This window comes from Streptomyces sp. NBC_00019 (genome assembly GCF_045041015.1).
GTDB lineage: Bacteria > Actinomycetota > Actinomycetes > Streptomycetales > Streptomycetaceae > Streptomyces.
In genome coordinates, this window is the sequence record NZ_CP108302.1 from 7,011,965 (window position 1) to 7,038,226 (window position 26,262).

Sequence of the window (26,262 nt, forward strand, 5' to 3'; positions counted from 1 at the left end):
CCCGCGGCGGTCTGACGGGGGATCATAGGCGGGACACGATCGGCACGGGGTGACTCGGGGGGCGGAGTGGCCGACACCTACTTCATCAGCTACGCGGGAGCGGACCGGCCGTGGGCCGAGTGGGTGGCGTGGCATCTCGAGGAGAGCGGCCACTCGACGGTCCTCGACGTGTGGGACTGGGACACCGGGGACGACTTCGTCCAGCGCATGGACGAGGGGCTGAGGCGGGCGGACGCGGTCGTCGCGCTGTTGTCCACGTCGTACTTCGAGCGGGGGCGCTGGACGCAGGAGGAGTGGTCGGCCGTGGTCGCCCGGCGGGACCGGCTGATACCCCTGGCCGTGGAGCCGCTCGTCGGCGTCGACGTACCCGCGATGCTCGCCGCGAGAATCCGCAAGAACCTGCACGGGCTGGACGAGAAGGCCGCCGTCGAGGCGCTGCGGACCGCGGTGAACGGAAACCGGCGGCCGACCGAACGCCCCGCGTTCCCGGGGAACACGCCTGAGGTGCCCGAGGAGTCGGTCGTACCGCACGGCCCGAAGCCCCCGCTGCCCGGCGGCACCGACGGCACCGGCGAGTCAGGCGTGTGGAATGTGAGCCGCCGCCGCAACCGCGACTTCTCCGGCCGCGAGACCCAGATCGCCCAGCTCCGCGACGGCCTGCCCGCCGACCGGCACTCCGTCGTGGCGCTGCACGGGATGGGCGGCATCGGCAAGTCGCAGATCGTCCTGGAGTACGCGTACCGGTTCGCCGGCGAGTACGACCTGGTGTGGTGGATCGACGCGGAACAGTCCGACCAGATCCCCGTCCACTACACCGAGTTGGCGGACCGGCTGGGCATCGCGCTGAAGGAGGCCGGCGCCGAGCACAACGCCCGCACGCTGCTGACGGCGCTGCGCGGCCGGCGACGGTGGCTGATCATCCTCGACAACGCGGAGGATCCCGAACAGGTCGAACGCTGGCTGCCGGAGGGCTCCGGGCACGTCCTGATCACGTCCCGCAATCCCAACTGGCGCCGGCTCGCCCGTCCGATGTCCCTGGACGTGTTCACGCGGGCGGACTCCCTGGCGTACTTCAAGAACCGTGTCCCGAGCACGACCGAGGACGAGGCCGACGCGCTGGCCGGCGAACTCGGTGACCTGCCCCTGGCGTTGGCCCAGGCCGCGGACATGATCGAGAAGGGGACGCATGCCGGGCTCTATCTGAGGCTGCTGCGCGAGAACACGAGGATCCTGCGGGAGGGGGAGGATCCGGACTATCCCGTGTCGCTGGCGGCCGCGGTGGGTATCGCCGCCGGGAATCTCGCGGACGAGCACCCTGACGCCGCGGCGCTGCTCCGGCTCACGGCGTTCCTCGGCCCGGATCCGATCCCGACCGACTGGTTGGTGAACGCGCGCGCCCGGCTGACCACGATTCCGGCCCATCCGGACGAGCTGACATGGATGAGATCCACGCTCGAACCCCTGCGCCGCTACAGCCTGGTCCGTATCGACGGCGGGGCCTTCCAGGTGCACCGGCTGACGCAGGCCGTCCTTCGTGACCAGGTCGATGGGGTGCAGGCGGAGGCGATCAGCGACGACGTGGCTGCCGTGCTGGCCGTTGTCGCGCCGGGAGATCCACAGGATCCGGCCGACTGGCCCGCCTGGGCGAGCATGGTTTCGCACCTCGGATCGCGGCACATCGACGTCACCCACCGGCCCGAACTGCGCCGGACGCTCTGTGACGCGATCCACTTCCTCATACGCAGCGCCCAGCCCAAGGCCGCGGCCGAACTCGCCGCCACCCTGCGCGACGCGTGGACCACCGAGGTCGGCGCCGACGACGCCGATGTCCTGACCTGCATGCAGTACCTCGGCCATGCGACAGCGGACCTTGGGGATCTTCGCGGGGCCCGGCCCATCATCGAGGACGCGTTCAACCGCCGTCGGCGGACACTGGGCGACGACGACCCTGACACGCTGAAGTCCGCCAACGACCTTGCCGCGATTCTCGGCGGGCTCGGCGCGAGCAGGGAGGCGCTGGTCATGTACCGGGAGATCCTGGCCAGCAGGCGCCGCCTGCTGGGCGACGACCACCCCGACACGCTCCTGTCGGCCAGCAACTTCGCCGGGTCTCTCTACACTTCGGGCGATGTCGTCGCGGCACGTGAGCTGGAAAAGGACGTGCTGACGCGGCGTCGTCGTCTGCGCGGCGACGACCACCCCGAGACCCTTCGCTCAGCCATCCAGCTCGGAGACTCCCTTCACCAGTTGGACGAGGTGACCGACGCACATCGGCTGCTTCGGGAGACGTGGGAACGCTGCCGGACCACTCTCGGGGACGATCACCCCGTGTCTCTCTCCGCAGCGCGGTCGCTGGGCATCGTGCTGAAGGACTTGGGGAGGCATGACGAGGCCAGGACCATCATCGAGAACGCGCTCGCACGCAGTCGTCGGGTCCACGGAGAGGACCATCCGGACACCTCAAGGGTCATGTACGCCCTTGCCCGCGTCCTGCACGACGTGAGGGAGGACCAGGAGGCCCGCCGTGTGCTCGTGGACACCATCGCCTCGCAGCGTCGGGTCCAAGGACCGGATCACGGCGAAACCCTCCTGTCGATGAACCAGCTCGCGATCTCTCTCGGCACGCTGCGCGAATTCGAGGAGGCTCGCCGCTTGTTGGAGGAGGTGCTCGACCGGCGCCGCTCCGGCTTCGGCGAGGAGCATCCGGAAACGCTCCGCACCATCTACAACCTCGCCCTCATCCTGCATGAGATGCGCTGCTCCCGGGAGGCCGCCCCGATGCTCGAGCACGTGCTGGCCGTGCGACGCCGCACCCTCGGGCCTGAGCACAAGGAAACCTCAATCACCGTCAACGCCTTGGCCACGGTCTACAAGCGGATGGGAATGCACCGCCAAGCCCAGAAACTGACCGGCAAGAAGGGGACCAAACGAGGCTTCCGCAAGAAGTCCCCGTAGTCAGCCGCCGGGAAACGGAGCGCCGGTGACCACCGCGACCAGCCTGGTGCCGGTCGCGAACGCCCCCTCCTCGCCCAGGGTCACAAGTCCATAGAGCAACTTGGCGACATACAGCCGCTCCACCCCCACCCCGTGCCGCCCCTCGAAGTCCTCCGCGAAGGCCTCGAGTTCGGGTGTCGTCCGTGCGTACCCCCCGAAGTGGAACCGGTCGTCCAGCAACCACTCGCCACGACGGCCCCCGAACGCCTCCCGCTGCAGACCCTCTATGTCGGCCGTCAGGAACCCGCCCTTGAGCACCGGTATCCCCAACGCCCGCTGACCCGGCCCCAGTCCCGCCGCAAGACCTGCGAAGGTGCCTCCGGTGCCGCACGCCACCGCGACCACGTCGGCCCGGCCCCGCAACTCCTCGCCGAGTGCCCGACAGCCCCGTACCGCAAGCGCGTTGCTCCCGCCCTCGGGCACGACGTACGCGTCCTCGGTGCCGGCCGCGCGCAGTACCGCGGCCAGAGTCGACGGCTCGTTCTTGCGGCGATAGGTCGATCTGTCGACGAAACACAGCCGCATGCCGTCGGACACGCAGCGGGTCAGGGAGGGGTTCAGGGGCCGGTCGGCCAGTTCGTCGCCGCGGACCACGCCGACCGTCGGCAGGCTCAGCAACCGCCCCGCGGCGGCCGTCGCGCGCAGGTGGTTGGAGTACGCGCCGCCGAAGGTGAGCAGCGTGCGGCCCGCCGCGGCCGTGAGGTTCGGGGCGAGTTTGCGCCACTTGTTGCCGACGAGGGCCGGGTGGATCAAGTCGTCGCGTTTCAGCAACAGGCGGACGCCCCGGCGGGTGAAGCGGTCGTCCTCGATCTCCTGCAGCGGCGACGGGAGCCGGGGGTGCAGGGCGGCGAGGTCGGTGCTGGTCACGCCCTCATTGTCGCCTGTGTGGTCGCCCCCGGAACATCCGTGCCGTTACTTCGGACAGCCCCTTGCTTCAGACGGCCCCTTGCTTCAGACGGTCCCTGATCCGTGTCCGCATCGACGCCATCGTGAAGCCGCGTGGGTCCACCTTCCCGGGCTGCCACTCCAGGTGGCCGATGACCGACCGTTCTGTCCAGCCGTGGTGGCGGCAGATCGCGGCGGCGACCTTCTCGATCGCGTCCAGTTGGGCCGCCGGCCACGGGTCCCGGCCGTCGCCGAGGTTCTCGCACTCGAAGCCGTAGAAGTGGCGGTTGCCGTCGGTGTTCGCCTCGTTGTCCGGCGGGAGGGCCTTCTCGGCGATCACCGCGCGCAGGACGTCGTCGTCGCCGAGGCCCGCGTGGTTGGCGCGGCCGTAGCCGACGAGGTGGACGCGGCCGTCCTTGGTGATCACGCCGTGGCAGAGCGGGCCGGGGAGGCCCTCGTAGCCGTCGCGGCAGAGTTCGACGGTGCGTTCGCTGCCCTTGGTCACCGTGTGGTGGATCATCACGCCGTGCACCGGGCCCCAGGGGCCCTTGTGATTGCGGTTGTGATGTCTCCAGTCGCCGACCTGGACGACGGTGACGCCCTCGTCCTGCAGTGCGTCCAGGAACGTGCTCGCGGACATGGGTGCGGCCATGCCGCCTCCTTCGTTTGCGCGGCGACCGCCTGTCGCGACCGGCTCGTACCGCTGCTTGTACCCGGGGTGGACAGCCGGGACCACCTGGTTCGTACGGTGTGCGAGCCGTTTCGGACACCGGGCCGGGAACGGTGTGCGAGATCTCGGTATTGCCCAGTTATCGAAGATCCATTCCAACCCTTTCGTGTAATAGCACCGGCACGCTCCGTGATGGAAGGCTGGTCCGCAGATCGATGCCCCGGTGCAGACCGGCGCCGGGGTATGACCGGGAGGGCAATTCTCATATGTCGGTAGGCGAAGAGGTCCGCACCGAGCAGGGTCGGCCGCAGCAGAGTCTCGGCACGGCGGCCGCGCGGAACCTGGCCACCACCACCAAGTCCGCACCCCAGATGCAGGAGATCAGCTCGCGCTGGCTGCTGCGCACGCTGCCCTGGGTGAATGTTCAAGGCGGTACGTACCGCGTGAACCGGCGGCTGACCTACGCCGTGGGGGACGGCCGGGTCACTTTCGTGAAGACGGGCGATCGGGTCGAGGTCATTCCGGAGGAGCTGTGCGAACTGCCGGCGCTTCGGTCGTACGAGGACGAGGAGGTGCTCACGGAGCTCGCCCGGCGGTGTGAGCAGCGAGAGTTCGCGGCGGGGGACGTGATCGCCTCGTTCGGCAGCCAGGCCGACGTGGTCTTCCTGCTGGCGCACGGCAGGGTGGAGAAGATCGGCACGGGCCCCTACGGCGACGACGCCGTCCTCGGAGTCCTCGCCGACGGCGCCTACTTCGGCGACCAGGCGCTGCTCGACCCCGAGGCCATCTGGGAGTACACCGCGCGCGCGGTCACCGGCTGCACGGTGCTCGTCCTTCCGCGGAACGCCGTCGAGCAGGTCGCTGAGCGCACCGACTCCCTGCGTGAGCACCTCCAGGCGCTGCGCGCGATCCCGGAGCAGAGCACCAACAAATACGGTGAGAAGGCGATCGACCTCGCGGCCGGCCACAGCGGTGAACCGGACATCCCGCACACCTTCGTGGACTACGAGGCCCGGCCGCGCGAGTACGAACTGAGCGTGGCCCAGACGGTGTTGCGCATCCACTCGCGCGTGGCCGACCTCTACAACCAGCCGATGAACCAGACCGAGCAGCAACTGAGGCTTACCGTGGAGGCGTTGAAGGAGCGCCAGGAGCACGAGCTCGTCAACAACCGCGAGTTCGGGCTGCTCAGCAACTGCGAGTACGACCAGCGCATCCAGCCGCACGACGGCGTTCCCAGCCCCGACGACCTGGACGAGCTCCTCGGCAGGCGGCGCGGCACCAAGCTGCTGCTCGCGCACCCGCGCGCGATCTCCGCGATCGGGCGTGAGCTCAACAAGCGCGGACTCGTCCCCGAGACCATCGACGTGGGCGGCAACCGCATCCCCACCTGGCGGGGGGTGCCGATCTACCCGTGCAACAAGATCCCGGTCACCGAGGCCCGTACGACCTCGATCATCGCGATGCGTACCGGCGAGGCCGAGCAGGGTGTCATCGGTCTGCAGCAGGCCGGTATCCCGGACGAGATCGAGCCGAGCCTGTCGGTGCGGTTCATGGGCATCAATGAGCAGGCGATCATCAAGTACCTGGTGACGGCCTACTACTCGGCCGCGGTGCTTGTGCCGGACGCGCTCGGCGTGCTGGAGAACGTCGAGATCGGCCGGTGGAGGTGACGTTTCTGCAGCTGGGAACCGTGTCCCCGCCCCCGCGGGCGGGTACACCCCGGTCGTATGCGCCCAGTCGCAGCGGAAACGCCACCGTCCGCGGATTCTCCGAGGGGACCTCCATGGCCGAGCTCATGAGGGAGGCGACACAGCACCCTGCCGGGACGGAGCCGCTCGACGGGCACGAGGCGGCGGTGATCCTGGAGCGGGCACGGGCGTCGGTCGACCCCGTGCTGCGCGAGGCGATCGAGTCGCTGCCCGGCTCCATGCGCCGGATCGCGCTCTACCACTTCGGCTGGGAGCACGCCGACGGCACCCCGGCGGCGGGCAACGCCGGCAAGGCGATACGGCCCGCACTCGTCCTCACCGCGGCCGCCGCACTGGGGGGAGCGGCGGCGCGGGAGGTGGCCGTGCGGGCGGCCGCGGCGGTGGAGCTGGTCCACAACTTCACGCTGCTGCACGACGACGTGATGGACCGGGACACCACCCGACGGCACCGGCCCACCGCGTGGACGGTGTTCGGTGACGCCGACGCGATCCTCGCCGGGGACACCCTCCAGGCGCTCGCCCTCGGGCTGCTCGCCCAGGACCCGCACCCGGCGGCCGGTGCCGCGGCCGCCCGGCTCACGGCCTGTGTCGTCGAGCTGTGCGCCGGACAGCACGCGGACACGGCCATGGAGACACAGGGCCCCGACGAGGTCACCCTCGACGAGGCGCTCGCCATGGCCGAGGCCAAGACCGGCGCGCTGCTCGGATGTGCCTGTGCGCTGGGCGCGCTGTACGCGGGCGCGTCGCGGGAGGACGTCGAGGCGCTGGACGCGTTCGGCCGGGAGGCCGGGCTCGCCTTCCAGCTCATCGACGACGTGATCGGCATATGGGGCGACCCGCGCCACACCGGCAAACCGGCCGGGGCCGACCTCGCGGTCCGCAAGAAGTCACTGCCGGTGGTCGCCGCGCTGGCCTCCGGCACCCCGGCGGGCGCGGAACTGGCGGAGCTCTACGCGGCTCCGTACGCGAAGGAGGACCTGGACCGGACGGCACTCGCCGTCGAGCGGGCCGGGGGACGTGACTGGGCGCAGGTCCAGGCGGCCGACCGGATGGCCCGCGCGATGGCGGAACTGTCCCGTGCGGTGCCCGAGCCGGCGGCGGCGGGGGGACTGCTGGCCCTGGCCGAGTTCGTGACACGGCGCACCAGTTGAGCGCTGGTACCTCAGTAGGCCGTACTGCTCTGTGGAAGCAGTCGACCCGGACCCCGGAGCCCCCGGGGCCGTGCGGCTCCTGACCCCGCACGGCCCCGAGGGGCTCCGGTCAGGCGGGTCCCGCACATCCCCACGGCGTGCGGGCCCCGCCCTTTTTTGGGCTCACTCGCCACTTGGTCCCCGATAGAGTCAACGCCCGTACGGTCACGGTCAGTTGATTCGAGGGGCGGCGGAACATGGGTGTGGCGATCCGGGCGGCGGGCGAAGGGGATCGTGAGCTTGTCGTCGGACTGTTGGACGCGGCGTTCCAGGACGACCCGGTCAGCCGGTGGGTGTTCCCGGGTGACGAGCACCGTCGTACGACCCACCCTCGGCTCATGGCAGCCTTCACCGACATCGTGCTGGCCGAGGGGCGCGTCGACGTCACCGAGGACGGTACGGCCTGTGCGCTGTGGCTGCCGATGCCGGACGGCGAGCACGCGGACGAGGAGGGCGCCGACGGTCCGGCCGAGCTGCGCGCGGAGGTCGACCCGGACAATGAGCGCGTCGAGCTGATCGGCCGGCTGACGGCGGACATCCACCCCGCCGGCCGCGCCCACGAATACCTGTGGATGATCGGCGTGGCACCGGAGCACCAGGGCCAGGGCCTGGGCACCGCGCTCATCGCCTCGGTCCTCGACCGCTGCGACCGCGAGGGCCTCTGCGCCTACCTGGAGGCAAGCAGCGCCCGCAGCCGTGCCCTGTACGAGCGCCTCGGCTTCCAGCTCACCGGCCCCGCGCTCGACCTCCCGGCCGGCCCTCGGATGTGGCCGATGTGGCGCGAGCCACGGGGCTGATCCGACGCGAGCGGGACGCATCCACCGGGGCCCAGGGGACGCCGGGGCCCGCGGTGCGGCCAGCCCCCACGGTGCGGCCAGTCCCGCGGTGTGTGTGTCCGATCCCCGCGGTGCGCCCGGCCACGGGGGTGCTGGGCGGGGCCGGCTTACCCCTCCGGCACCACCGCCCCCACAACCCGCTCCACCATCCCCTCCGGCACCCCTACCCCCGGCAGCGCTCCGTCCAGGACCCCCGGCAGGGTCAGGTGTTCCAGGATCAGGCCGAGCATCGCGAGGTAGAGGACCACGACCGTCTCGTCGCCGCCGGGCAGTCCCGCGTCGCGGTGGAACTGCATGCCGTAGTCGAGGTCGCCCCGTACCGACTTGGTGTAGGACTCCCGGAGTTCGGGGCGGCGGGTGGCTTCGAGGCGCATTTCCAGGAGGGCCAGATAGCCGGTGCGGTCGTGGGTCGCGCGGGCCATGAGGTCGTGCATGAAGGCCGCGACCAGCGCGCGGTCCTTCGGTCTGGTCATCAGCTCGGCGAGCACCGAAGGATCGGGAGCGAGTCGTACGTGCAGCCGGGCGTCTATCTGGCGCAGCAGATCGTCGCGCCCGGTGAAGTAGTTGGAGGCGGTCCCCACGGGCACCCCGGCCTCCGCGTCCACCGCACGGAACGTCAGCCCCCGCGCCCCCTCCCGCGAGAGCACCTCGACCCCCGCGTCGACCAGCGCCGCCCGGCGCTCCGGATTGCTCGCCATGCGGAATCCCCTCTCCTACTTGTGCCAGATGCCGAAAACACCTTGCAACCACTACAAGTGAAGCACTACAAATGAAGTCGTTCAACGGGCAGTACACAGCCAGCACACAGCCGACGGAAAGAGACCAGCTTGCGCAAGCTCACGTACTTCATCGCCTGTTCCATCGACGGCTTCATCGGGGACGAGAGCGGCGACGCGATGTTCATGATGCCGTTCGTCGACGAGGAGTTCCTGGCGTTCCTCGCGGCCGAGTACCCGGAGACCCTGGCGACCGCGGGCCGCAGGGCCCTCGGACTCGACGCACTCGAGAACAAGCGGTGGGACACCGTCGTCCAGGGCCGCGGCAGCTACAACGAGGGCCTGAAGGAGGGCATCACCAGCCCCTACGCCCACCTGCGCGAGTACGTCGCCTCGCGCACCCTGACCGAGTCACCCGACCCCAACGTCGAGATCATCGCCGACGACCTGGTCGGCAAGGTCCGCGAACTGAAGGCCGAGGAGGGAGAGCTGGGGATCTATCTGTGCGGTGGATCCCGGATCGCGGGCGAACTGTTCGAGCTGATCGACGAGCTCGTCATCAAGACGTACCCGGTCACCATCGGCGCGGGCATGCCGATGTTCGGATCCGGCTTCTCGATCACCGAGTTCGGCCTCGACGACGTCCGCACCTTCAAGAACGGCGTCTTCGTGCGGACGTACAGCAGGAAGCGCTGACGCCCTGTCCGCCCTACTCTGAAGGCATGGACAGCGAAAATCATGCCTGTCCCGTCTGTGGACAGTCTGTCGAGACGGTCGTCAAGCGTCACAAGACGCTGGGCGCGTGGGTCCCGGTCTGGGTGGCCGGGCCATGCCGGAACCCCAAGTGCGAGGCGCACGTCAAGGAGGGCAGTGAGCCCGAGGACGAGCGCGCGAAGAAGATCGGCAGGAAATCCGCCGCGAAAGAATCCTGAACCCTGTCGAGAACCCGGGCCCGGCTCCGACGTTCCCTGTGAGAGCCGCCCGTCAGGGGTGGCCGGAGCCGAAGGAGTGGACTCATGAAGTACCTGGTCATGGTGCAGGGAACCCAGGCCGACTACGAGGCCATGCGCGGCAAGGCCTCCGCGGACTCCCCGGCCTGGAGCGAGCAGGAGATCCAGGCGATGTACGCCTTCATGAGCGCGATCAACGACGACCTGGCCGAGAGCGGCGAGATGGTCGACGGCCAGGGCCTCGCCGAACCCGCGAAGGTCCGCCACGTCGGCCTCGGTGCGGACGGCAAGGCCGTGATCACCGACGGCCCGTACAGCGAGACCAAGGAGCTGCTGGCCGGCTACTGGGTGCTGGACTGCGCGAGCCTGGAGCGGGTCACGGAGATCGCCGAGCGCATCGCCCGCTGCCCGCAGCCCGCGGGCGCCCCCGAGTACCCCGTGGTGATCCGCCCCATCCTGGACGGCGCCGGGGACATCTGAGCCGCGTGCGACGGACGACCGATGTCGAGGACCTGCTGCGCCTGCACGCGCCGCAGGTCCTCGGCGCGCTGATCAGGCGGTACGGCCATTTCGACGCCGCCGAGGACGCCGTACAGGAGGCACTCCTCGCAGCGGCCGGGCAGTGGCCCGAGGCCGGGGTGCCGGACAACCCGCGCGGCTGGCTCATCAAGGTGGCCTCGCGGCGGCTCGTGGACGCACTGCGGGCGGAGGACGCGCGGCGGGCGCGGGAGGAGAAGGCGGCGGCGCTCGCCCTGCCACCGGCCGAGCGGGTCCCGCAGGACGACGACACCCTCTCCCTCCTCTTTCTGTGCTGCCACCCCGACCTGCCCCCGCCCGCGCAGATCGCCCTCACCCTGCGTGCGGTCGGCGGTCTGACGACGGCGGAGATCGCCCGCGCCCACCTGGTGCCCGAGGCGACCATGGCCCAGCGCATCAGCCGCGCCAAGCAGCGCGTCAAGGGGGTGCGCTTCGGGTGGCCCGACCACGGCGTGGAGCGGCTGCCGGCCGTCCTCCACACGCTCTACCTGATCTTCAACGAGGGCTATACGGCGACCTCCGGCCCGGCGCTGCAACGCCGCGACCTCGCCGGCGAGGCGATCCGCCTGACCCGCACTGTCCACCGCCTCCTCCCCGACACCGGCGAGGTCACCGGACTGCTCGCCCTGATGCTGCTCACCGACGCCCGCCGCGAGGCCCGTACCGGCCCGCACGGCGACCTCGTTCCCCTCGACGAACAGGACCGCGACCGCTGGGACAAGGCCGCGATCGAGGAGGGCGTGGCGCTCATCACCCACGCCCTGAGCGGCGGCCCGGCGGGCCCGTACCAACTGCGAGCGGCCATCGCCGCCGTGCACGACGAGGCACCCTCCGCCGAGGCCACCGACTGGCGGGAGATCCTCGGCCTCTACGACGTCCTGGTCCGCCTCGTCCCCGGCCCCGTCGAACTCCTCAACCGCGCGGTCGCCCTCGCCATGGTCCACGGGCCCGAAGCGGGCCTTGCCGAAGTGGACGCGCTGGAGGGTGAGTTGGGACATCGCCGGGATGCCGTACGGGCTCATCTGCTGGAGCGCGCCGGATCGTACGACGAAGCCCGCGCCGCCTACGAGTCGGCGGCCGCGCAGACGCTGAGCCTGCCCGAGCAGCGCTATTTGCACGGGCGGGCGGCACGGCTCAGGGCTTAACGTGAGTCCATGTCCACGCCAATCGTGCACCTGACCGAACGCGCCCTCTGGGAAGCCGCCAGCGCCCGCGGCACGTACGAGATGTCGACCCGCGGCAAGACCCTCCAGGAGGAGGGCTTCATCCACTGCTCGACGCGCGCGCAGCTCCCGGACGTCGCCGCCTTCCTCTACGGCTCCTACGACGGCCCCGACGAACTGGTGCTCCTGGTCATCGACCCCGACCGGCTCGGCGTACCCCTGAAGTACGAGGCCCCGGAGCCCGGTGCCGAGGAGTTCCCGCACATCTACGGGCCGCTCCCGGTGGACGCCGTGGTCGACGTGGAGCCGTGGGGGTGACGCGGCGTCCACGGTTATGGCGGTGGGTCGTCATCGTGTGGGCCGCCGTGGTGGCCGTCGCGGGCGGGCTCACCTGGTTGCTGCAGGACTCGGCCGGGCCCCAGGAGCCCAAGGGCTGGGCGGAGTTCAGCCCGCAGCCCTCGCTTCCGGAAGGGTGGGAGGAGCAGTGCGGGTTCGTCACGTCCGGGCCCGCCGACGAAGAGGCCTCGGACGCCCTCTGCTTCATCAGGACGCGCTAGTCCATCAGGACGTGCCGGGCAGCCCGCCCGTCTCCGGATCCCGGCCGGTCAGACAGTACGTCCCGCCCGCCGGGTCCCGCAGCACCGTCCAGTGCTTGCCGTGCGCGACCGTCTGCGCGCCCAGCTCCTCGTGCCGGACCCGGGTCGTCTCGATGTCCGCGCAGGCCAGGTCGAGATGGGCGGAGCCGACGCGTTCCTCGCCGAGCCGCTGGAGCAGGATGCGGACCGGGAGGCCGGGCGGCGGTACGAGTACGTGGAACTCCGGCAGGGAGCCGGGGCGGGACTCCCAGTCGGGCAACAGGGCGCTCCAGAACGTGACTTCGGCGTCGTAGAGCGAAGGTGCGAGGTCGAGACAGACCTGGTCGAGGCGGCTGCCGTGGACGACGGGCGGGCGGACCGACTCCCCCTGCCAGGACACCGCGCAGAACAAGTGCCCGGCGGGGGAGCGGAGTACGGCCCACCCCTCGTGCTCGGCGGCCATGGTCGCGCCCAGTCGCAGAGCCGACCGCACGAACTCCGGCAGGCCGTCCACATCCACGGAGAAGTCGAGGTGGGCACCGCCGCCGCCCTCGTCGACGCCCTGGACCTTGACGCAGGCGTCGGCGCCGTCGGGTACGAGGGTCACGAACTCGCCCCGCGAGCCACGTGGCGCGGACAGCCGCGTGTCCGTGACCGCCGTCCAGAACTCATGGGCCCGGTCGAGGAGTTCGATGCGACGGTCGACGAAGGCGTACGTCCAGCGGATGCTCATGCCGGGGATCGTAGATCAGGGGGACTGCATGAACCGCAGCATATTTCCGGCGGGGTCCCGGAACGCGCAGTCGCGCACCCCGTACGGCATGTCCGTCGGTTCCTGGATCACGTCGGCGCCGGATTCCTGCACGCGGGCGAAGAGGGCGTCGCAGTCCTCGGTGGTGAAGTTGACCCCGCGCAGCACGCCCTTGGCCAGCAGCTGCTCCATCGCCTCCCGGTCGGCGGGGGAGAGGTCGGGGTTGGCCGCGGGCGGCTCCAGGACGATCGACACGTCCGGTTGCAGCGGCGACCCGACGGTCGTCCACCGCATCCCCTCGTACTTGACGTCGTTGCGGATCTCCAGGCCCAGGACGTCGCAGTAGAAGGCGATCGCCTTGTCGTGGTCGTCGACGGCGATGAAACAGGTGTGGAGTTTCAGGTCCATGGGACCAACCTAAGGTCAGAACGGCGTCACGTCCGTCGGGGGCGCGTGTACGCCCGCACCACACAGGGCGGGATCTCCGCGCTCTCCTCGTGCGAGCGGGCCCGGTAGGAGCTCGGCGTCTCGCCCACCAGTTCGGTGAAGCGGGAGCTGAAGGAGCCGAGGGACGTACAGCCGACCGCCATGCAGACATCGGTGACGGAGAGGTCGCCGCGGCGCAGCAGCATCTTCGCGCGCTCGACGCGACGGGTCATGAGATAGCCGTACGGCGTCTCGCCGTACGCCTCCTTGAAGCTGCGCTGGAAGTGGCCCGGGGACATCAGGGCGGTGCGCGCGAGGGCGGTCACGTCGAGGGGTTCGGTGTACTCGCGGTCCATGCGGTCGCGTGCCTTGCGCAGTCTGATGAGATCCTCACGGTTCACTTCGCCAGCATCGCACGGAGGCGCGTGTTCGACTTCACGAACGGCTTCCATGACGAAGGGGGCGAGGATCGCTCCCCGCCCCCTCTCGTCAGTTCAGGCTCGTCACTTGAGGTAGACCAGTCCGTCCGTCGTCACCGTCGGGCGGCCGCTGGTGGCGACGACCACGATCTTGACGGTGTGCTTGGCACTGCTCGACCAGGTCTTCGTCCAGACGGCGTCGCGGTACTTGGTCGTCGTCGACTTGAGGTCGACGGTGGCGACCTTCGTGCCGTCCACGTAGACGTACGCCTGGCCCGAGGTCGAGGCCCGCGAGACCACCCAGGCCGCCGAGCGGCCGGTGAACGTCCAGCTCAGGGAGGCGTTCTTGGTCTTGCTGGTGTACGACTTGCCGCCCAGGTAGCTGGTCGACGACTTGGCCGTCCAGGTACCCGACTTCGTCGCCGAGGTCTCCTGGAGGATCACCGGGGTGCCGCTGACCGAGGCCGTCGCGGTGTTGCCGGCCTGGTCGTACGCCTTCATCGACCAGGCCGTCGCCGTACCGGACTTGGCGGTGTGGGAGGCGCTGATCGTCGTCGGACCGTAGGTCTTGGCGACCGGGGCGGTCAGCCTGACCTCCTTCAGCGCGGCCGTGTCGGTGGCCTTCCACTTCAGCGTGAGCGGGACGGCCGTGGTGCTCACCGTGCCGGAGCGCAGGGCGAGGTTCGGCTTGGTGGAGAAGGCGGGCGCGGTGGTCTCCGCGACGACCGTGGCCGTCGGAGTGGTCGCCGTGGTGCCGGACTGGTGGACAGCCCGTACGGCGACCTTGTGGCTGCCGACCGCGAGGGTCGCCTTGCCGCTGGTGGCGGTGCCCGCGGTGGTGGCGGCGGCCCTGCCGTCGACGAGGATCTCGTACTTCGATATCAGCGCGGACGGGGTGGTGGCCGACCAGTTCAGGGTGACGGAGGCCTTGGTGTACGTCGTCGAGCCGACGGCACCCGCGCCCGTGACCGACTTGAGGGCGAGGCCGGAGACCGGTCCCGCCGCCCAGCCGCGGATCGTGGAGAGCTTGGCGTAGAAGGCGTCACCCGGGCACTCGGTGTTGTAGCCGTCGCGGTGACCGATGATCGTCGGGAACGTCAGCTGGGTGCCCAGGGTCCACGACTTGCCGAAGTAGTTGTTGCCGTCCGCACCCGCCGTCAGCGTGGTGGTGCCGTTGGGATCGACCCCGTACTGGCCGAGCTTCCAGGCGGCGATCTTGGCGACCGAGGTCATCGCTGCCGTGCTCGGGGCCGCGTCCGTGTAGGTGCCGAGCACCGAGATACCGGTGGTCTGGCTGTTGAAGCCGTAGGTGTGCGCGCCCAGCACCGGGCGGTCGACGCCGCCCTTGCGGCCCTCGTAGACCGTGCCGCACTTGTCGACGAGGAAGTTGTAGCCGATGTCCTTCCAGCCCAGCGTCTTCACGTGGTACGCGTAGATGCCGCGGACGACGGCCGGGGCCTGCTCGCAGGTGTAGTCGTTGGAGTCGACGGTGTGGTGGACCGTGACCGCCTTGATCTTCCCGCCCGGCAGATAGGCCGGCTCCTCCGGGCTGATCGACTCGTCGGCGCCCCAGCCGGCCCGCGAGGTGATCGGCGGCTCCGGCACGGTGGACGGCGGGGCCGAGGGAGCCGTCGAGGACGGGGAGGCCGTCGGCGACGTGGACGCGCTCGGCGTGGTGGTCGTCGGCTCGGTGGTCGTGGGCGTATCGGTCGGGGTCGTGGACGCGCTGGGCGTGCCCGTGCCGTCCGTCTCGCCGGTCGACGGCTCGGAGGAGACCTCCGTCGAGCTCTCGGTGGGAGAGGCGGACGGCGACTCGGTGGTGGCGTCCATCGCGAAGGCGGCCGGCTCCAGGCCGGACACCGTGCCGGAGCCCGGGTCGACCATGTCGAGGCGCAGCCCCTTGGGCAGCTTGGCCGAGGACTTGCCGTCCACCCGCACTTCCACGCCGTCGGACGCCCCGACCCAGGCCGGCTCGGTGCCGGCACGGGTGGCACCCTGCTCGCCCTCGCCGCCGTCGCCCTCCAGCGTCAGCCACTGGGACCAGGTGCCGGTCCCGGCGTCCCGGGTGCGGGCCTCGATCGTGGCGCTCACGCGCGCGGACGTGTCGGACCAGGTGAGGCCGAGCATGCTGAAGGACGCGGTGTCGCGCTTGCCGAGCTTTGCGGAGGTGCCGTCGGCGGCCACGGACAGCTGCGCCGTGCGGGTGCTGCTCTTGACGGGCCCTGACTTGCCGTCGTCCGCCGCGCTGTCCGCCGTACCGCCGGTCATGCCCTGGACGACCAGTGCCCCGGTCACCGTCGCGGCCGTCAACGCGGCCGCCCCCCACCAACGACGTCTCATGTCGACGCGCACACCTTTCGCAACAGTGCCCCCAGTGGCATCACAGATGTGTTGCCAAAGGGAAAGGTATGTGGAAGACAAGCGCCCGACAGCGGAAGACAAGCGCCCGATAGAACGTCAATTCCTCATGAGGCGGGCAATTATGAGCGAGGAGCTCGGGTGATCTGTGTCACCCTTCGTCGTCGTCCAGCGCGAAACGCAGATACCGCTCCGCCGAACGCCGCACCGCGGCCGCCCCGTCGGCGGTGACCACCCGTCCCCAGAACGCCCCGTAGATGCGCTCGAAGCCGAACGGCTCGACCAGCCTCAGCGCGCGCCGGACGGTCCGCGGCCGCTCCGGGATGAAGTTGGGGATGCTGTACATGAAGCTGACCCACCGCCGGTCCATCACCACCATGAAGATGTCGCCGCTGAACAGCGCACCGCGCCCCTCGGGATCGTCCGCCCAGTGCAGCACGGTGCCGCCGGCGAAGTGCGTGCCCGCGTTGATCAGCGTCATGCCGGGGGCGATCGGGTGGGTGTCGCCCGACCAGTACTCGATCAGCGGATCGGGGCGGCCGACCCAGTCGCGGTCGGCGGCGTGGATGTACACGGGGGCGTCGAAGGCCCGGCCCCACTCGGTCATCGCGCCGTGGAAGTGCGGATGGCTGACGGCGATCGCGCTGATGCCGCCCAGCTTCTCGACCTCGGCGGCGAGTTCGTCGTCGAGGTAGCCCACGCAGTCCCACAGCACGTTCCCGGCCGGTGAGCGCAGCAGCAGCGCCCGCTGCCCGATGGCCACGGACGGCTCCGCGGCGACGCCGACGACACCGGGCCCCTCCTCGCGCAGCTGCCCGCGGCGGCCGCTGTCGCGCAACTCGGCCAGGCTGGTCCAGCGCTGGCCCTCCCAGCCGACGTACTGCCGCTCGTCCAGGCAGATCGGGCAGTCGGCACGGGGTGCGGCGTACTGCACTCCGCAGGTGCGGCAGATCGGGAGTTCGGTACCGGACACGCGCTTGAGGGAGGACACCACGGCTCCTTCGCTCTGGCTGCTTCCGACGAATGCCGAAGGGGCCCGGCCAGAACTTCGGCCGGACCCCTTCAGATCCCCGCTGACCCGCGATGGTGCACCGATCGCCGGTCACGGACGGCTGACTGTGCGTCAGGCCTTCTTGGTCTCCCAGAAGATCTTGTCGATCTGGGCGATGTAGTCCAGAGCCTTCTGACCGGTGGCCGGGTCGGTCGAGCCCTTGGCGGCCGAGAGGGCCTTCAGGGCGTCGTTGACCAGCTGGTGCAGCTCCGGGTACTTCTCGAAGTGCGGGGGCTTGAAGTAGTCGCTCCAGAGCACGGAAACGTGGTGCTTCGCGAGCTCGGCGCGCTGCTCCTTGATGACCGTGGCACGGGCCTGGAAGTGCGGGTCGTCGTTGGCGGCCATCTTCTCCTGCACGGCCTTCACCGACTCCGCCTCAATGCGGGCCTGGGCCGGGTCGTACACACCGCAGGGCAGGTCGCAGTGTGCGCTGACCTTGACCTTGGGGGCAAACAGGCGGGAAAGCATGGAGCATTCCTTCCTCGTGATCGTCTTCTCAGGTGCGACATTACTCCCTGGGAGAGGCGATTTCGCGAGTGCCCCCATGGGCTTAGGACAAAAGTCCGGGGTCAGTATCAGACTGGTGGATGAACGGACAGGGGAGGTGCCGGGGATGCCGGAGCTGTCGCAGGAGACCGAACACAGGGGGGCGCTCCTGCCCTTCGGGCCGGCCGAGGTGACCGGGCCGTCGATGGTGCCCACGCTGCACCACGCGGACCGGCTCGTGGTGCAGTACGGGGCCCGGATCCGGCCGGGCGACGTGGTCGTCCTGCGGCATCCGTTCCAGCAGGACCTGCTGGTCGTCAAGCGGGCCGTGGAACGCCGCGAGGGCGGCTGGTGGGTGCTCGGGGACAACGCGTACGCCGGTGGCGACAGCACGGACTACGGGGTCGTGCCCGTCGAGCTGGTCCTGGGCAAGGTGCGTCTGAGGTACCGGCCGCGCAAGCCGGATCAGCGTTCGCCGTTCGCCGTCGCGCGCTGGGCGCTGTCCTGCGCCAGGCCCGTCTTCGCCGACCGGTCGGCCTCCAGGCGTTTGCGGGCGCGGTAGGCGGCCACGTTGGCGCGGGTGGCGCAGCGGTCGGAGCAGTAGCGCCGGGAGCGGTTCGTGGACGTGTCCAGATAGGCGTTGCGGCAGGGCGACGCCTCGCACAGGCCGAGGCGGTCCACTCCGTACTCCGTGAGGTGGAAGGCGAGGCCCATCGCCGCGATGGCCGCGTAGCCGGCGGTCGCGTTGGACGGGTGGTCCGCCAGGTGCATGTGCCACAACGGGCGGCCGTCGTCGTCGCGGTGGTCGTGCCCGGAGATCTGCGGGCTCACCGGGAACTCCAGGAGGAGCGAGTTCAGCAGGTTCACCGCGAGGCTCTCGTCGCCGCCGTCCGCGGCCTCGAAGACCGCCCTCAGACGTCCGCGGACCGAGCGGAAGCGGCTGACGTCGGCCTCGGCGGCGCGCCGGGCCGCGTCCTGGCTGGCGCCGAACAGGTCGCGAACGGCCTCGACCGAGGTGAGCGAGTCCTTGCCCCGGGCCGGGTCCTCGGTGTTGACGAGGCGCACGGCATAGTCCGAGTAATAGGCCAGTTCCATGAAGGTCCTTCGGCTATCAGGGGGCGCACTCGCGTAAGGGATGCAATGCCAAAAGAGTATTACATCCGCTCGATGGCGGAGCGGGAAGGAGTAACTGCCACTCCTGGCGACACACACTTAAGGTAGCGTTGTAGTCACTCTGAGTGCGTGATCTTCATGTGGAGGTGATCGGTGCGCTCGGCCGAAGAGGTTGTGCTCTACGCGCGGGTGAGTCACGTGAAACGGGAGGCGTCATCGCCTGCGTCGGATACTCGCTCAACTGATCAGCAGCTCGGGGAACTCCGGCGAACGGCGGATGTCCAGCGATGGCGAGTGGTGGCGGAGCTCAGGGACGAGGACTGCTCGGCCAGCCGGTTCGCTCTCAAGGACCGAGAAGCGTTCGGGGTTCTGGGGCGGCTGGTCAAGGAAGGACGGGTGACCCTGATCGCGGCATGGGAGATGAGCAGGTTCGAGCGTGTGACCGCCGATTGGCTCGAGCTGCTCGACGCCTGCGCCAGAGTCGGTGTTCGTCTGTGGTACTCCGGCCAGATCATCGATCCGAGCGCTCCTGGCGACCTGAGGCGGGCTGTCACTGACGGAGAAGCCGCAGAGCGAGAGGCCGAGTGCGTGTCACAACGTGTACGGCGAGGACTGCGATGCGCTGCCGAGGAGGGGCGTCCGCACGGGAGGCCACCGTATGGCATGCGGAAAGGTGACCCCGACGGGAGCAATCGCCCGACATGGGTTATCGATCACACTCCCGTGACTCCGGCGGGGGACACCCCTTGCACGATCGTGCGTGAGGTGATTGCTCGTATCGCCGAAGGCGAGCCCATCAATCGCATCAAGAACGACCTGGACAAGCGCGGGGTACCCACTCCCGGCGGACGCCGGGGAGCGACTGGGACGTGGAGCCGTCAGAGCCTCCGCGATATGGCCTTCAACATCGCCTACATCGGTCAAGTGGAGCGGAATCTCATCGATGCCACCAGTGGCGGCGAACGCGTGGTCTCCGCGCGTGCCCGATGGCCGCGGCTCGTCGAGGACGAGACCTTTAACACCGCACGGGCGAGGTTGAGGGCTCAGCAGTCGGGCAAGTCGGCACCGGTCAAGTACGCGTTGACTCATTTCGCTCTCTGCGGGATCTGTGGTGAGACGGTCCGAGGGACGCGGAATGTGCACCGGAAGAGGGGTGGGTACACGCAGGAGATCTACGTGTGTCGCAGTCACCACGTCTCTCGCTCCGTTCGCCAGCTCGACATGTACGTAACGGTGCTGACGTTTCTTCGGCTTGCGAGGCCGGGGCTCAGACAGCCAGGGAAAGGCGACACGTTTGCCGCGCGAGAAGCTCTGCGGCTCAAGAATGAGGCTGAGAGCAATATCGAAAAATGGAGACGGGCTGCTGAGGCCGGGCAGATCGGCCCAGGCGAGTACAACAGGTTCACTCGGCGCTGGAGCGAGCAGAAGATCCGGGCGGAGAGCGTGTTGGCGCAGGTGGCTTCGGAAGCCGAGCGTGCTGTTGAGATCGATCCGGAAATCATCGACGTATGGCCCGAACTTGACCCGCACCAAAGGAGGGAGACGTTCCAGGCGGTCTTCTCCAAGGTCGTGATGGAGCCTCAGGCGGGGAACAGGTTCGACCCGCGGTGTGTATCAGTCCAGTGGCGGGGGACGGACGAGTTGGTGAGAGGAGCAGCCATCGGCTCCTTCGTGCACCGCAAGGAGATGCATCCGGAGCGGATTGGATACGAACACTGGACTCTGGAGCAGAGGCGAAAGCTGGGGTGGATCGACCCGCGGTTTGAATGGCCGGAAAACTGGCTGGACATCGCACAGAGTACGGCCTGGCATGACATTGGGCAGCTCGCTGACCGGCACGTTTAGGCGCGGTGACATTTACTGGCTGCACCCTTCCCGCGACCCGTCGCCGATCGGTCAATTCGGGCTGAAGTCGCCTCCGCAAGTCCAAAGAAAGGGCGGTACGGGGCACCCGTACCGCCCCAGTGAGTGCCGACCATTTACTGAGTGTCGGCTTACCTGTGCGCTTGGCTATCGCGGGGTGATGTATCCGATAATCAGGAAGGAAATATCTTTGTTTTCCCCGTTGGCGCCTTCTCGAGTAGACCCCATGAAGGCGACGTAATTGTCCGATCCTTCCTTGAAGTCGTAGTCGCACACGGTCCACCCGTTCAGGGCGCCATTCGAGTCGTGGCACTCACCCGCGCGCCCAGAGCCGTCGTGAGCGTTCCATCTGACGACGGCCCTGCGGCCGTCGGCGACCATGTCGGCGACGTAGAAAGCGTCATTGCTTCCATCGAAGCAGATGTCGTACCTGAACTGGTCGGCGGTACAAGTGCGGGTGGCGGCCTGGGCGGGACTGCTCGTGGCTATCGTCCCCGCGAGAGCAACTCCCGAGAGCAGCAAGGCAGACATAGGGCGAAACTTCATGTTCCCCTCGGCGGTCATCAGGATGTGCCGGTTGAAGCACGGACCCCCGAATCTCAAGATCAAAGAATCTTGACCACGTGATTCTTTGTTGCAGCTGTCTCTCGTGCAAGGGGTGGACAGATGATCTGAGGAGGATTTGAGGTTGGGCTTCGGTTGTAGCAGCAGAGGGGCGGCGCAGTGTCCCGCGCCGCCCCTCTGCGATTGCAAACCGTTGACTGCTACAAGACCTTCGATAGGAACGCCTGTGTGCGTTGGTGCTGGGGACTTGCAAGCACGTCACGCGGATTGCCTGATTCCACGACCACGCCGCCGTCCATGAATACCAGGCTGTCGCCGACCTCGCGGGCGAAGCCCATCTCGTGGGTGACGACGACCATCGTCATGCCCGACTCGGCGAGGTCGCGCATGACGTCGAGGACGTCACCGACCAGCTCCGGGTCGAGGGCCGAGGTCGGCTCGTCGAAGAGCATCAGCTTCGGGTCCATCGCCAGTGCGCGGGCGATGGCGACGCGCTGCTGCTGGCCGCCGGAGAGCTGCGAGGGGTAGCTCTTGGCCTTGTCGGCCAGACCCACGCGCTCCAGGAGCTGCATGCCGCGCTCCCGGGCCTCGGACTTGCTGGTGCCCTTGACCTGGACCGGCGCCTCGATGACGTTCTCCAGCGCCGTCATGTGCGGGAACAGGTTGAACCGCTGGAACACCATGCCGATGTCCCGGCGCTGCTGCGCGACCTCGCTGTCCTTGAGCTCGTACAGCTTGTCGCCCTTCTGGCGGTAGCCGACCAGCTGGCCGTCGACGTACAGGCGACCGGCGTTGATCTTCTCCAGGTGGTTGATGCACCTGAGGAAGGTCGACTTGCCGGAGCCGGAGGGGCCGATGAGGCAGAACACCTCGCCGGTGTTCACTTCCAGGTTGATGCCCTTGAGGACCTCGACCAGGCCGAAGGACTTGTGGACGCCCTCGGACTTCACCATGGCGGTCATGCTGCCTTGCCCCTCTCACTGCCCAGCCCGAGCATGTTCGCCTTGATCTTCTGGAAGACCGTCGGCGGTAGGCTGCGGCTCGAACCGCGCGCGTAGTAGCGCTCCAGGTAGTACTGGAAGACGCTGAACACGCTGGTCATGACCAGGTACCAGATCGAGGCGACGAAGAGCATCTCCATCACGGCGTACGACGTGGAGCCGATCGTCGAGGTGGCGCGCAGCAGTTCGTTGTACGTCACCGCGTACACCAGCGACGAGGTCTTCAGCATGTTGATGAACTCGTTGCCGGTCGGCGGCACGATCACCCGCATCGCCTGCGGGATGACGATGCGGCGCAGCGTCTTGCCGTGGCTCATGCCGAGCGCGTGCGACGCCTCCGTCTGGCCCTCGTCGACCGCCATCAGACCGGCGCGGCAGATCTCCGCCATGTACGCCGCCTCGTTGAGGCCGAGGCCGAGCAGGGCGCACATGAACGGGGTCATGACGTCCGTCATCTCGTCCTTGTAGATCGGACCGAGATTCAGCATCGGGAAGATCAGCGCAAGGTTGAACCACAGGAGGAGCTGGACGTAGACCGGCGTCCCGCGGAAGAACCAGATGTAGACCCAGGCCACCCAGCTGGTCACCGGGTTCTTGGAGAGCCGCATGACGGCCAGGATCACGCCGAGGACCACGCCCAGGATCATCGCCAGGACGCTGATCAGCAGCGTGCGGCCAGCGCCCGCGAGGACCGTGGAGTCGAACATCTTGTCGCCGACCGCGCTCCACTGGATCTTCTCAGCGGTGGCGAACGCGTTGACCAGCAGGCCCACCAGGGCCAGGACCACGACGGCGCTGACGTAGCGGCCGAAGTGGCGGACCGGGATGGCCTTGATCGCCTCCGGCGGAACGGAGGCCTCCTTGGAGACCGGCGGTGTTGCGTCCGCCGGCTCCTTGTCGAACTTGTCAGTCACAGTGACTGCCCTTCAGTGCTGCTGGGTCGGTCACTTGCCGCCGTTGATGGCGGCCTTGTCGATGGCGCCGCTCTCGGCGCCCCACTTCTCCAGGATCGTCTTGTAGGTGCCGTCCTCGATGATCGCGTTGACGGCCTCCTCCAGGGCGGCGGAGAGCTCCTTGTTGTCCTTGTTCACGGCGATGCCGAACGGGCCGGCGTCGACCTGCTCGCCGACGACCTCGAAGGCGTTGCCGCCGTCGGCCTTGCGGGCCATGTCGATGGCGACCGGGTAGTCGTTGACGCCGGCGACCGCGCCGCCCGACTTCACACGGGTCTGGGCCTCGGTGTCGTTCTCGAACGACTCGATCGTGATCTTCTTCTTGCCGTCGTCCGTGCAGGACTTCGACTGCGCCTGCAGGGCCTGCTCGTACGTCGTACCGCGCTGCACGGCGGCCGTCTGACCGCAGAGGTCCTCGATCGAGTTGATCTTCTTCGGGTTGCCCTTCTGGACGTACACGGCGGTGCCGGCCGTGAAGTAGTCGACGAAGTCGACGCCCGGGCCGAGCTTCTTGCCCTTGTCGTCCAGGCCCTCCTGGCGCGCCTTGGTGTCCGTGATGGACGACATGGCGACGTCGTAACGGCCGGAGTTCAGGGAGGTGATCAGGCCGTCGAAGGAGCCGGAGGTGAACTTGAACTCCACGCCCAGCTGCTTGCCCAGCGCCGCGGCGATGTCGGGGTCGACACCGACGATCTTGCCGCCCTCCTGGTACTCCATGGGGGCGTACTCGGCGTTGGTGCCGACCTTGATGACACCCGCCTTCTGGATGTCCGCGGGCAGCTTGTCGAAGAGCGGGGCCTTGCTCGACGACGACGTCTCGTTGGAGCTGTCGCCGCCGCCTTCCGTCTGGTCACCGCAACCGGTGAGAAGCAGGGCGCCTGCGACCGCGATCGCGCCTACCGCGGCAGTCCTGGAGCGCGCGGCGGTCGTACGACGGGAGCTTGCGGTCATTTTGGGTTCCTCCGGCGGATGGGTGGAGTTGCCGATGGGGCGGGCATCTGCCGACGGGATCGACGGATGCCTTGGTTTCTCAGGTCGACGAGAGCACACGCCTTTGAGTGTCGCGACCTCGTGTGATTACGGCATCTTGCCATTCGGACTGGACCATTCAGGGGCCCAGCCATGTCAAAATCGGATAACGGGTGACCCCCGAACCGCATCAGGTCGGACATCACGGCCGCACCTTCTGCGGGAATCTGTCCTTCCGGCCGGAGGATCTTCGGCGCATCTCAGGATGCGAGCGTGGCCTTGACGTCTGGGCCCGCTGTTCAAGTCCTTGTCAAGAGGCAATCGAGGACGAGTCCTCATATTTGACCATGATTCATGTCACCGGTCCGTGGCCCACAAGGTCCGTCATGTGACCTTGCACTTATGGACTCGTCGCAGGTGCCGTCCGTCCGGTAAGAAGGTTCTTTACACCCCTCATCCGGGGCTCAGGGCGCGTGTGCGGCGCGCCCGTCGCGCACGACCCATACGCATCACCGACAGGGTCGTACGCGGTGCCCGCCCACTTCTCAACCAGGAGTGGCCACCCTCAAACCATGAATATCTAAGGGGTAGAACAAGTGGCAGCGGAGATCGTCAATCCTCGCAGCGACAGCGGTACGGGCCAGGACGGGGCGGAGCCCCTCGATTCCTTCGATCCCGCGTTCGCGCTGCATCGCGGCGGCAAGATGGCTGTGCAGGCCACCGTGCCGATCCGCGACAAGGACGACCTGTCCCTCGCGTACACGCCCGGCGTGGCGAAGGTGTGCAGCGCCATCGCCGAGCAGCCCGACCTCGTCCACGACTACACGTGGAAGTCCTCCGTCGTCGCCGTCGTCACGGACGGCACGGCCGTGCTCGGACTCGGTGACATCGGGCCCGAGGCCTCCCTTCCGGTCATGGAAGGCAAGGCCATCCTCTTCAAGCAGTTCGGTGGCGTCGACGCGGTGCCGATCGCGCTGGCCTGCACGGACGTCGACGAGATCGTCGAGACCGTGGTCCGGCTCGCGCCGTCCTTCGGCGGCGTGAACCTGGAGGACATCTCGGCGCCCCGGTGCTTCGAGATCGAGAAGCGCCTCCAGGAAGCCCTCGACATCCCGATCTTCCACGACGACCAGCACGGCACGGCCGTCGTGACCCTCGCCGCCCTGCGGAACGCCGCGCGGCTGACCGGGCGCGGGGTCGGTGAGCTCCGTGCGGTCATCTCGGGCGCCGGCGCGGCCGGTGTCGCCATCGCGAAGATCCTCGTCGACGCCGGGATCGGGGACGTCGCCGTCGCCGACCGCAAGGGCGTGGTGTCGGCCGACCGGGACGATCTGACCCCGGTCAAGCGGGAGCTCGCCGGCTTCACCAACAAGGCCGGCATCACCGGGTCCCTTGAGGCCGCTCTGGAGGGTGCCGACGTCTTCATCGGCGTCTCCGGCGGCACGGTGGCGGAGGAGGCGGTGGCTTCGATGGCAGAGGGTGCCTTCGTCTTCGCCATGGCCAACCCGAACCCCGAGGTGCACCCGGACGTCGCGCACAAGTACGCGGCGGTCGTGGCCACGGGCCGCTCCGACTTCCCGAACCAGATCAACAACGTCCTCGCGTTCCCGGGCATCTTCGCCGGGGCGCTTCAGGTGCGGGCCTCCCGTATCACCGAGGGCATGAAGATCGCGGCGGCGGAGGCCCTGGCGGCGGTCGTCGGTGACGACCTCGCGGCGGACTACGTGATTCCGTCGCCGTTCGACGAGCGGGTGGCTCCGGCCGTTACCGCGGCTGTCGCGGCCGCGGCCCGTGCGGAAGGCGTTGCCCGCCGCTGAGGCAGGTAGCTGTGGGTGACCCCGTCCGGTTCGCCGGGCGGGGTCGCTTTTTTTACCCGGGCGGAGGGCTGGGCGGGTGGTTTTTCGCCCCCGCCGCCCCTACCCGTCCCATCCTCCAGGGGCTTCCGCCCCTTCGACCCCGCCCCCAGGGGGCTCCGCCCCCTGGACCCCCATCGGCCCGAAGGGCCTCGTCCTCGGGCGCCGGGCGGGCTGAAAGGTGCGGGTGGGTGGGGGATCGGGACGGTGGGGCCTCGTCCTTGGAC

Annotated in this window: 27 protein-coding genes; 13 read left to right on the plus strand and 14 right to left on the minus strand. The window is 68.9% G+C overall.

What is annotated here, in order from left to right:
- The first annotated feature begins 66 nt into the window (after positions 1 to 66).
- Positions 67 to 2,955, plus strand: coding sequence for an FxSxx-COOH system tetratricopeptide repeat protein (gene fxsT / locus OHU89_RS33250; protein ID WP_405648408.1), 2,889 nt, complete (start codon positions 67 to 69; stop codon positions 2,953 to 2,955).
- Here fxsT and OHU89_RS33255 read toward each other — a convergent pair whose 3' ends face one another.
- Together OHU89_RS33255 and OHU89_RS33260 are read right to left on the minus strand one after the other, a co-directional pair.
- The gene (locus OHU89_RS33255; protein ID WP_405648410.1) at positions 2,956 to 3,861 is read right to left on the minus strand and encodes a 1-aminocyclopropane-1-carboxylate deaminase/D-cysteine desulfhydrase; all 906 of its coding nucleotides are present in this window, start codon (positions 3,859 to 3,861) and stop codon (positions 2,956 to 2,958) included.
- A 67-nt stretch (positions 3,862 to 3,928) separates the two neighbouring features.
- The gene (locus OHU89_RS33260) at positions 3,929 to 4,531 is read right to left on the minus strand and encodes an N-acetylmuramoyl-L-alanine amidase (RefSeq protein ID WP_405648412.1); all 603 of its coding nucleotides are present in this window, start codon (positions 4,529 to 4,531) and stop codon (positions 3,929 to 3,931) included.
- 284 nt (positions 4,532 to 4,815) lie between these two features.
- On the opposite strand from OHU89_RS33260, the gene OHU89_RS33265 reads away from it, so the two are divergent.
- The 3 genes from OHU89_RS33265 (at position 4,816) to OHU89_RS33275 (ending at position 8,248) form a co-directional block, all read left to right on the plus strand.
- Positions 4,816 to 6,222 (plus strand): family 2B encapsulin nanocompartment shell protein, encoded by a 1,407-nt coding sequence (locus tag OHU89_RS33265; protein WP_405648414.1) that lies wholly within the window; start codon positions 4,816 to 4,818, stop codon positions 6,220 to 6,222.
- A 113-nt stretch (positions 6,223 to 6,335) separates the two neighbouring features.
- Entirely contained in the window at positions 6,336 to 7,412 is a 1,077-nt protein-coding gene (locus OHU89_RS33270; RefSeq protein WP_405648416.1) for a family 2 encapsulin nanocompartment cargo protein polyprenyl transferase, read from the plus strand.
- Positions 7,413 to 7,648: 236 nt separating this feature from the next.
- Entirely contained in the window at positions 7,649 to 8,248 is a 600-nt protein-coding gene (locus tag OHU89_RS33275) for a GNAT family N-acetyltransferase (RefSeq protein WP_405648418.1), read from the plus strand.
- A 146-nt stretch (positions 8,249 to 8,394) separates the two neighbouring features.
- Here the strand turns inward: OHU89_RS33275 and OHU89_RS33280 are convergent, their stop codons facing one another.
- Positions 8,395 to 8,985: a TetR/AcrR family transcriptional regulator gene (locus OHU89_RS33280; RefSeq protein WP_405648420.1), complete on the minus strand. Its 591-nt coding sequence runs from the start codon at positions 8,983 to 8,985 to the stop codon at positions 8,395 to 8,397.
- Between the two features lie 129 nt (positions 8,986 to 9,114).
- On the opposite strand from OHU89_RS33280, the gene OHU89_RS33285 reads away from it, so the two are divergent.
- From OHU89_RS33285 to OHU89_RS33310, 6 genes are all read left to right on the plus strand, one after another.
- Entirely contained in the window at positions 9,115 to 9,699 is a 585-nt protein-coding gene (locus tag OHU89_RS33285) for a dihydrofolate reductase family protein (RefSeq protein WP_405648422.1), read from the plus strand.
- A gap of 26 nt (positions 9,700 to 9,725) precedes the next feature.
- Positions 9,726 to 9,935 (plus strand): hypothetical protein, encoded by a 210-nt coding sequence (locus OHU89_RS33290; protein ID WP_405648424.1) that lies wholly within the window; start codon positions 9,726 to 9,728, stop codon positions 9,933 to 9,935.
- Between the two features lie 84 nt (positions 9,936 to 10,019).
- Positions 10,020 to 10,433: a YciI family protein gene (locus tag OHU89_RS33295; RefSeq protein WP_266888153.1), complete on the plus strand. Its 414-nt coding sequence runs from the start codon at positions 10,020 to 10,022 to the stop codon at positions 10,431 to 10,433.
- 5 nt (positions 10,434 to 10,438) lie between these two features.
- On the plus strand, positions 10,439 to 11,635 hold the full coding sequence (locus tag OHU89_RS33300) for an RNA polymerase sigma factor (protein WP_405648427.1): 1,197 nt from the start codon (positions 10,439 to 10,441) through the stop codon (positions 11,633 to 11,635).
- A 9-nt stretch (positions 11,636 to 11,644) separates the two neighbouring features.
- Complete coding sequence (locus OHU89_RS33305) at positions 11,645 to 11,971, plus strand: DUF952 domain-containing protein (RefSeq protein WP_405648429.1); 327 nt, start codon at positions 11,645 to 11,647, stop codon at positions 11,969 to 11,971.
- A gap of 47 nt (positions 11,972 to 12,018) precedes the next feature.
- Complete coding sequence (locus tag OHU89_RS33310; protein ID WP_405648431.1) at positions 12,019 to 12,210, plus strand: hypothetical protein; 192 nt, start codon at positions 12,019 to 12,021, stop codon at positions 12,208 to 12,210.
- A 4-nt stretch (positions 12,211 to 12,214) separates the two neighbouring features.
- Here the strand turns inward: OHU89_RS33310 and OHU89_RS33315 are convergent, their stop codons facing one another.
- From OHU89_RS33315 to sodN, 6 genes are all read right to left on the minus strand, one after another.
- Complete coding sequence (locus OHU89_RS33315) at positions 12,215 to 12,961, minus strand: VOC family protein (RefSeq protein ID WP_405648433.1); 747 nt, start codon at positions 12,959 to 12,961, stop codon at positions 12,215 to 12,217.
- A 15-nt stretch (positions 12,962 to 12,976) separates the two neighbouring features.
- Positions 12,977 to 13,387 (minus strand): VOC family protein, encoded by a 411-nt coding sequence (locus tag OHU89_RS33320; protein ID WP_266888143.1) that lies wholly within the window; start codon positions 13,385 to 13,387, stop codon positions 12,977 to 12,979.
- A 26-nt stretch (positions 13,388 to 13,413) separates the two neighbouring features.
- Positions 13,414 to 13,806, minus strand: a complete 393-nt coding sequence (locus OHU89_RS33325; RefSeq protein ID WP_405648435.1) for a helix-turn-helix transcriptional regulator — start codon at positions 13,804 to 13,806, stop codon at positions 13,414 to 13,416.
- Between the two features lie 102 nt (positions 13,807 to 13,908).
- The gene (locus OHU89_RS33330; RefSeq protein ID WP_405648437.1) at positions 13,909 to 16,164 is read right to left on the minus strand and encodes a peptidoglycan recognition protein; all 2,256 of its coding nucleotides are present in this window, start codon (positions 16,162 to 16,164) and stop codon (positions 13,909 to 13,911) included.
- A 169-nt stretch (positions 16,165 to 16,333) separates the two neighbouring features.
- A complete protein-coding gene (locus OHU89_RS33335; RefSeq protein WP_405648439.1) occupies positions 16,334 to 17,173 on the minus strand; it encodes an MBL fold metallo-hydrolase in 840 nt (279 codons plus the stop codon).
- Between the two features lie 132 nt (positions 17,174 to 17,305).
- Positions 17,306 to 17,701, minus strand: a complete 396-nt coding sequence (gene sodN / locus OHU89_RS33340) for a superoxide dismutase, Ni (protein ID WP_007491258.1) — start codon at positions 17,699 to 17,701, stop codon at positions 17,306 to 17,308.
- A 145-nt stretch (positions 17,702 to 17,846) separates the two neighbouring features.
- Between sodN and sodX the strand changes: the two genes are divergently transcribed.
- On the plus strand, positions 17,847 to 18,281 hold the full coding sequence (gene sodX / locus OHU89_RS33345) for a nickel-type superoxide dismutase maturation protease (protein WP_405648442.1): 435 nt from the start codon (positions 17,847 to 17,849) through the stop codon (positions 18,279 to 18,281).
- Here the strand turns inward: sodX and OHU89_RS33350 are convergent.
- Positions 18,185 to 18,814 (minus strand): CGNR zinc finger domain-containing protein, encoded by a 630-nt coding sequence (locus OHU89_RS33350; protein WP_405648444.1) that lies wholly within the window; start codon positions 18,812 to 18,814, stop codon positions 18,185 to 18,187. The two genes, sodX and OHU89_RS33350, sit on opposite strands and share 97 nt — an antisense overlap.
- Before the next feature lie 192 nt (positions 18,815 to 19,006).
- Between OHU89_RS33350 and OHU89_RS33355 the strand changes: the two genes are divergently transcribed.
- Positions 19,007 to 20,677, plus strand: a complete 1,671-nt coding sequence (locus OHU89_RS33355) for a recombinase family protein (protein WP_405654763.1) — start codon at positions 19,007 to 19,009, stop codon at positions 20,675 to 20,677.
- A 165-nt stretch (positions 20,678 to 20,842) separates the two neighbouring features.
- Here OHU89_RS33355 and OHU89_RS33360 read toward each other — a convergent pair whose 3' ends face one another.
- From OHU89_RS33360 to OHU89_RS33375, 4 genes are all read right to left on the minus strand, one after another.
- Positions 20,843 to 21,226: a hypothetical protein gene (locus OHU89_RS33360; RefSeq protein WP_405648446.1), complete on the minus strand. Its 384-nt coding sequence runs from the start codon at positions 21,224 to 21,226 to the stop codon at positions 20,843 to 20,845.
- Positions 21,227 to 21,459: 233 nt separating this feature from the next.
- Positions 21,460 to 22,221 carry an amino acid ABC transporter ATP-binding protein gene (locus OHU89_RS33365; RefSeq protein ID WP_405648447.1) on the minus strand — a complete coding sequence of 254 codons (762 nt, stop codon included), beginning with the start codon at positions 22,219 to 22,221 and terminating at the stop codon, positions 21,460 to 21,462.
- Positions 22,218 to 23,174: an amino acid ABC transporter permease gene (locus OHU89_RS33370; protein ID WP_405648450.1), complete on the minus strand. Its 957-nt coding sequence runs from the start codon at positions 23,172 to 23,174 to the stop codon at positions 22,218 to 22,220. The genes OHU89_RS33365 and OHU89_RS33370 overlap by 4 nt, the downstream gene beginning before the upstream one ends.
- A gap of 30 nt (positions 23,175 to 23,204) precedes the next feature.
- Entirely contained in the window at positions 23,205 to 24,164 is a 960-nt protein-coding gene (locus tag OHU89_RS33375) for an ABC transporter substrate-binding protein (protein WP_405648453.1), read from the minus strand.
- 614 nt (positions 24,165 to 24,778) lie between these two features.
- Between OHU89_RS33375 and OHU89_RS33380 the strand changes: the two genes are divergently transcribed.
- Positions 24,779 to 25,999 (plus strand): NADP-dependent malic enzyme, encoded by a 1,221-nt coding sequence (locus OHU89_RS33380; RefSeq protein ID WP_046260412.1) that lies wholly within the window; start codon positions 24,779 to 24,781, stop codon positions 25,997 to 25,999.
- The last annotated feature ends 263 nt before the right edge of the window (positions 26,000 to 26,262 follow it).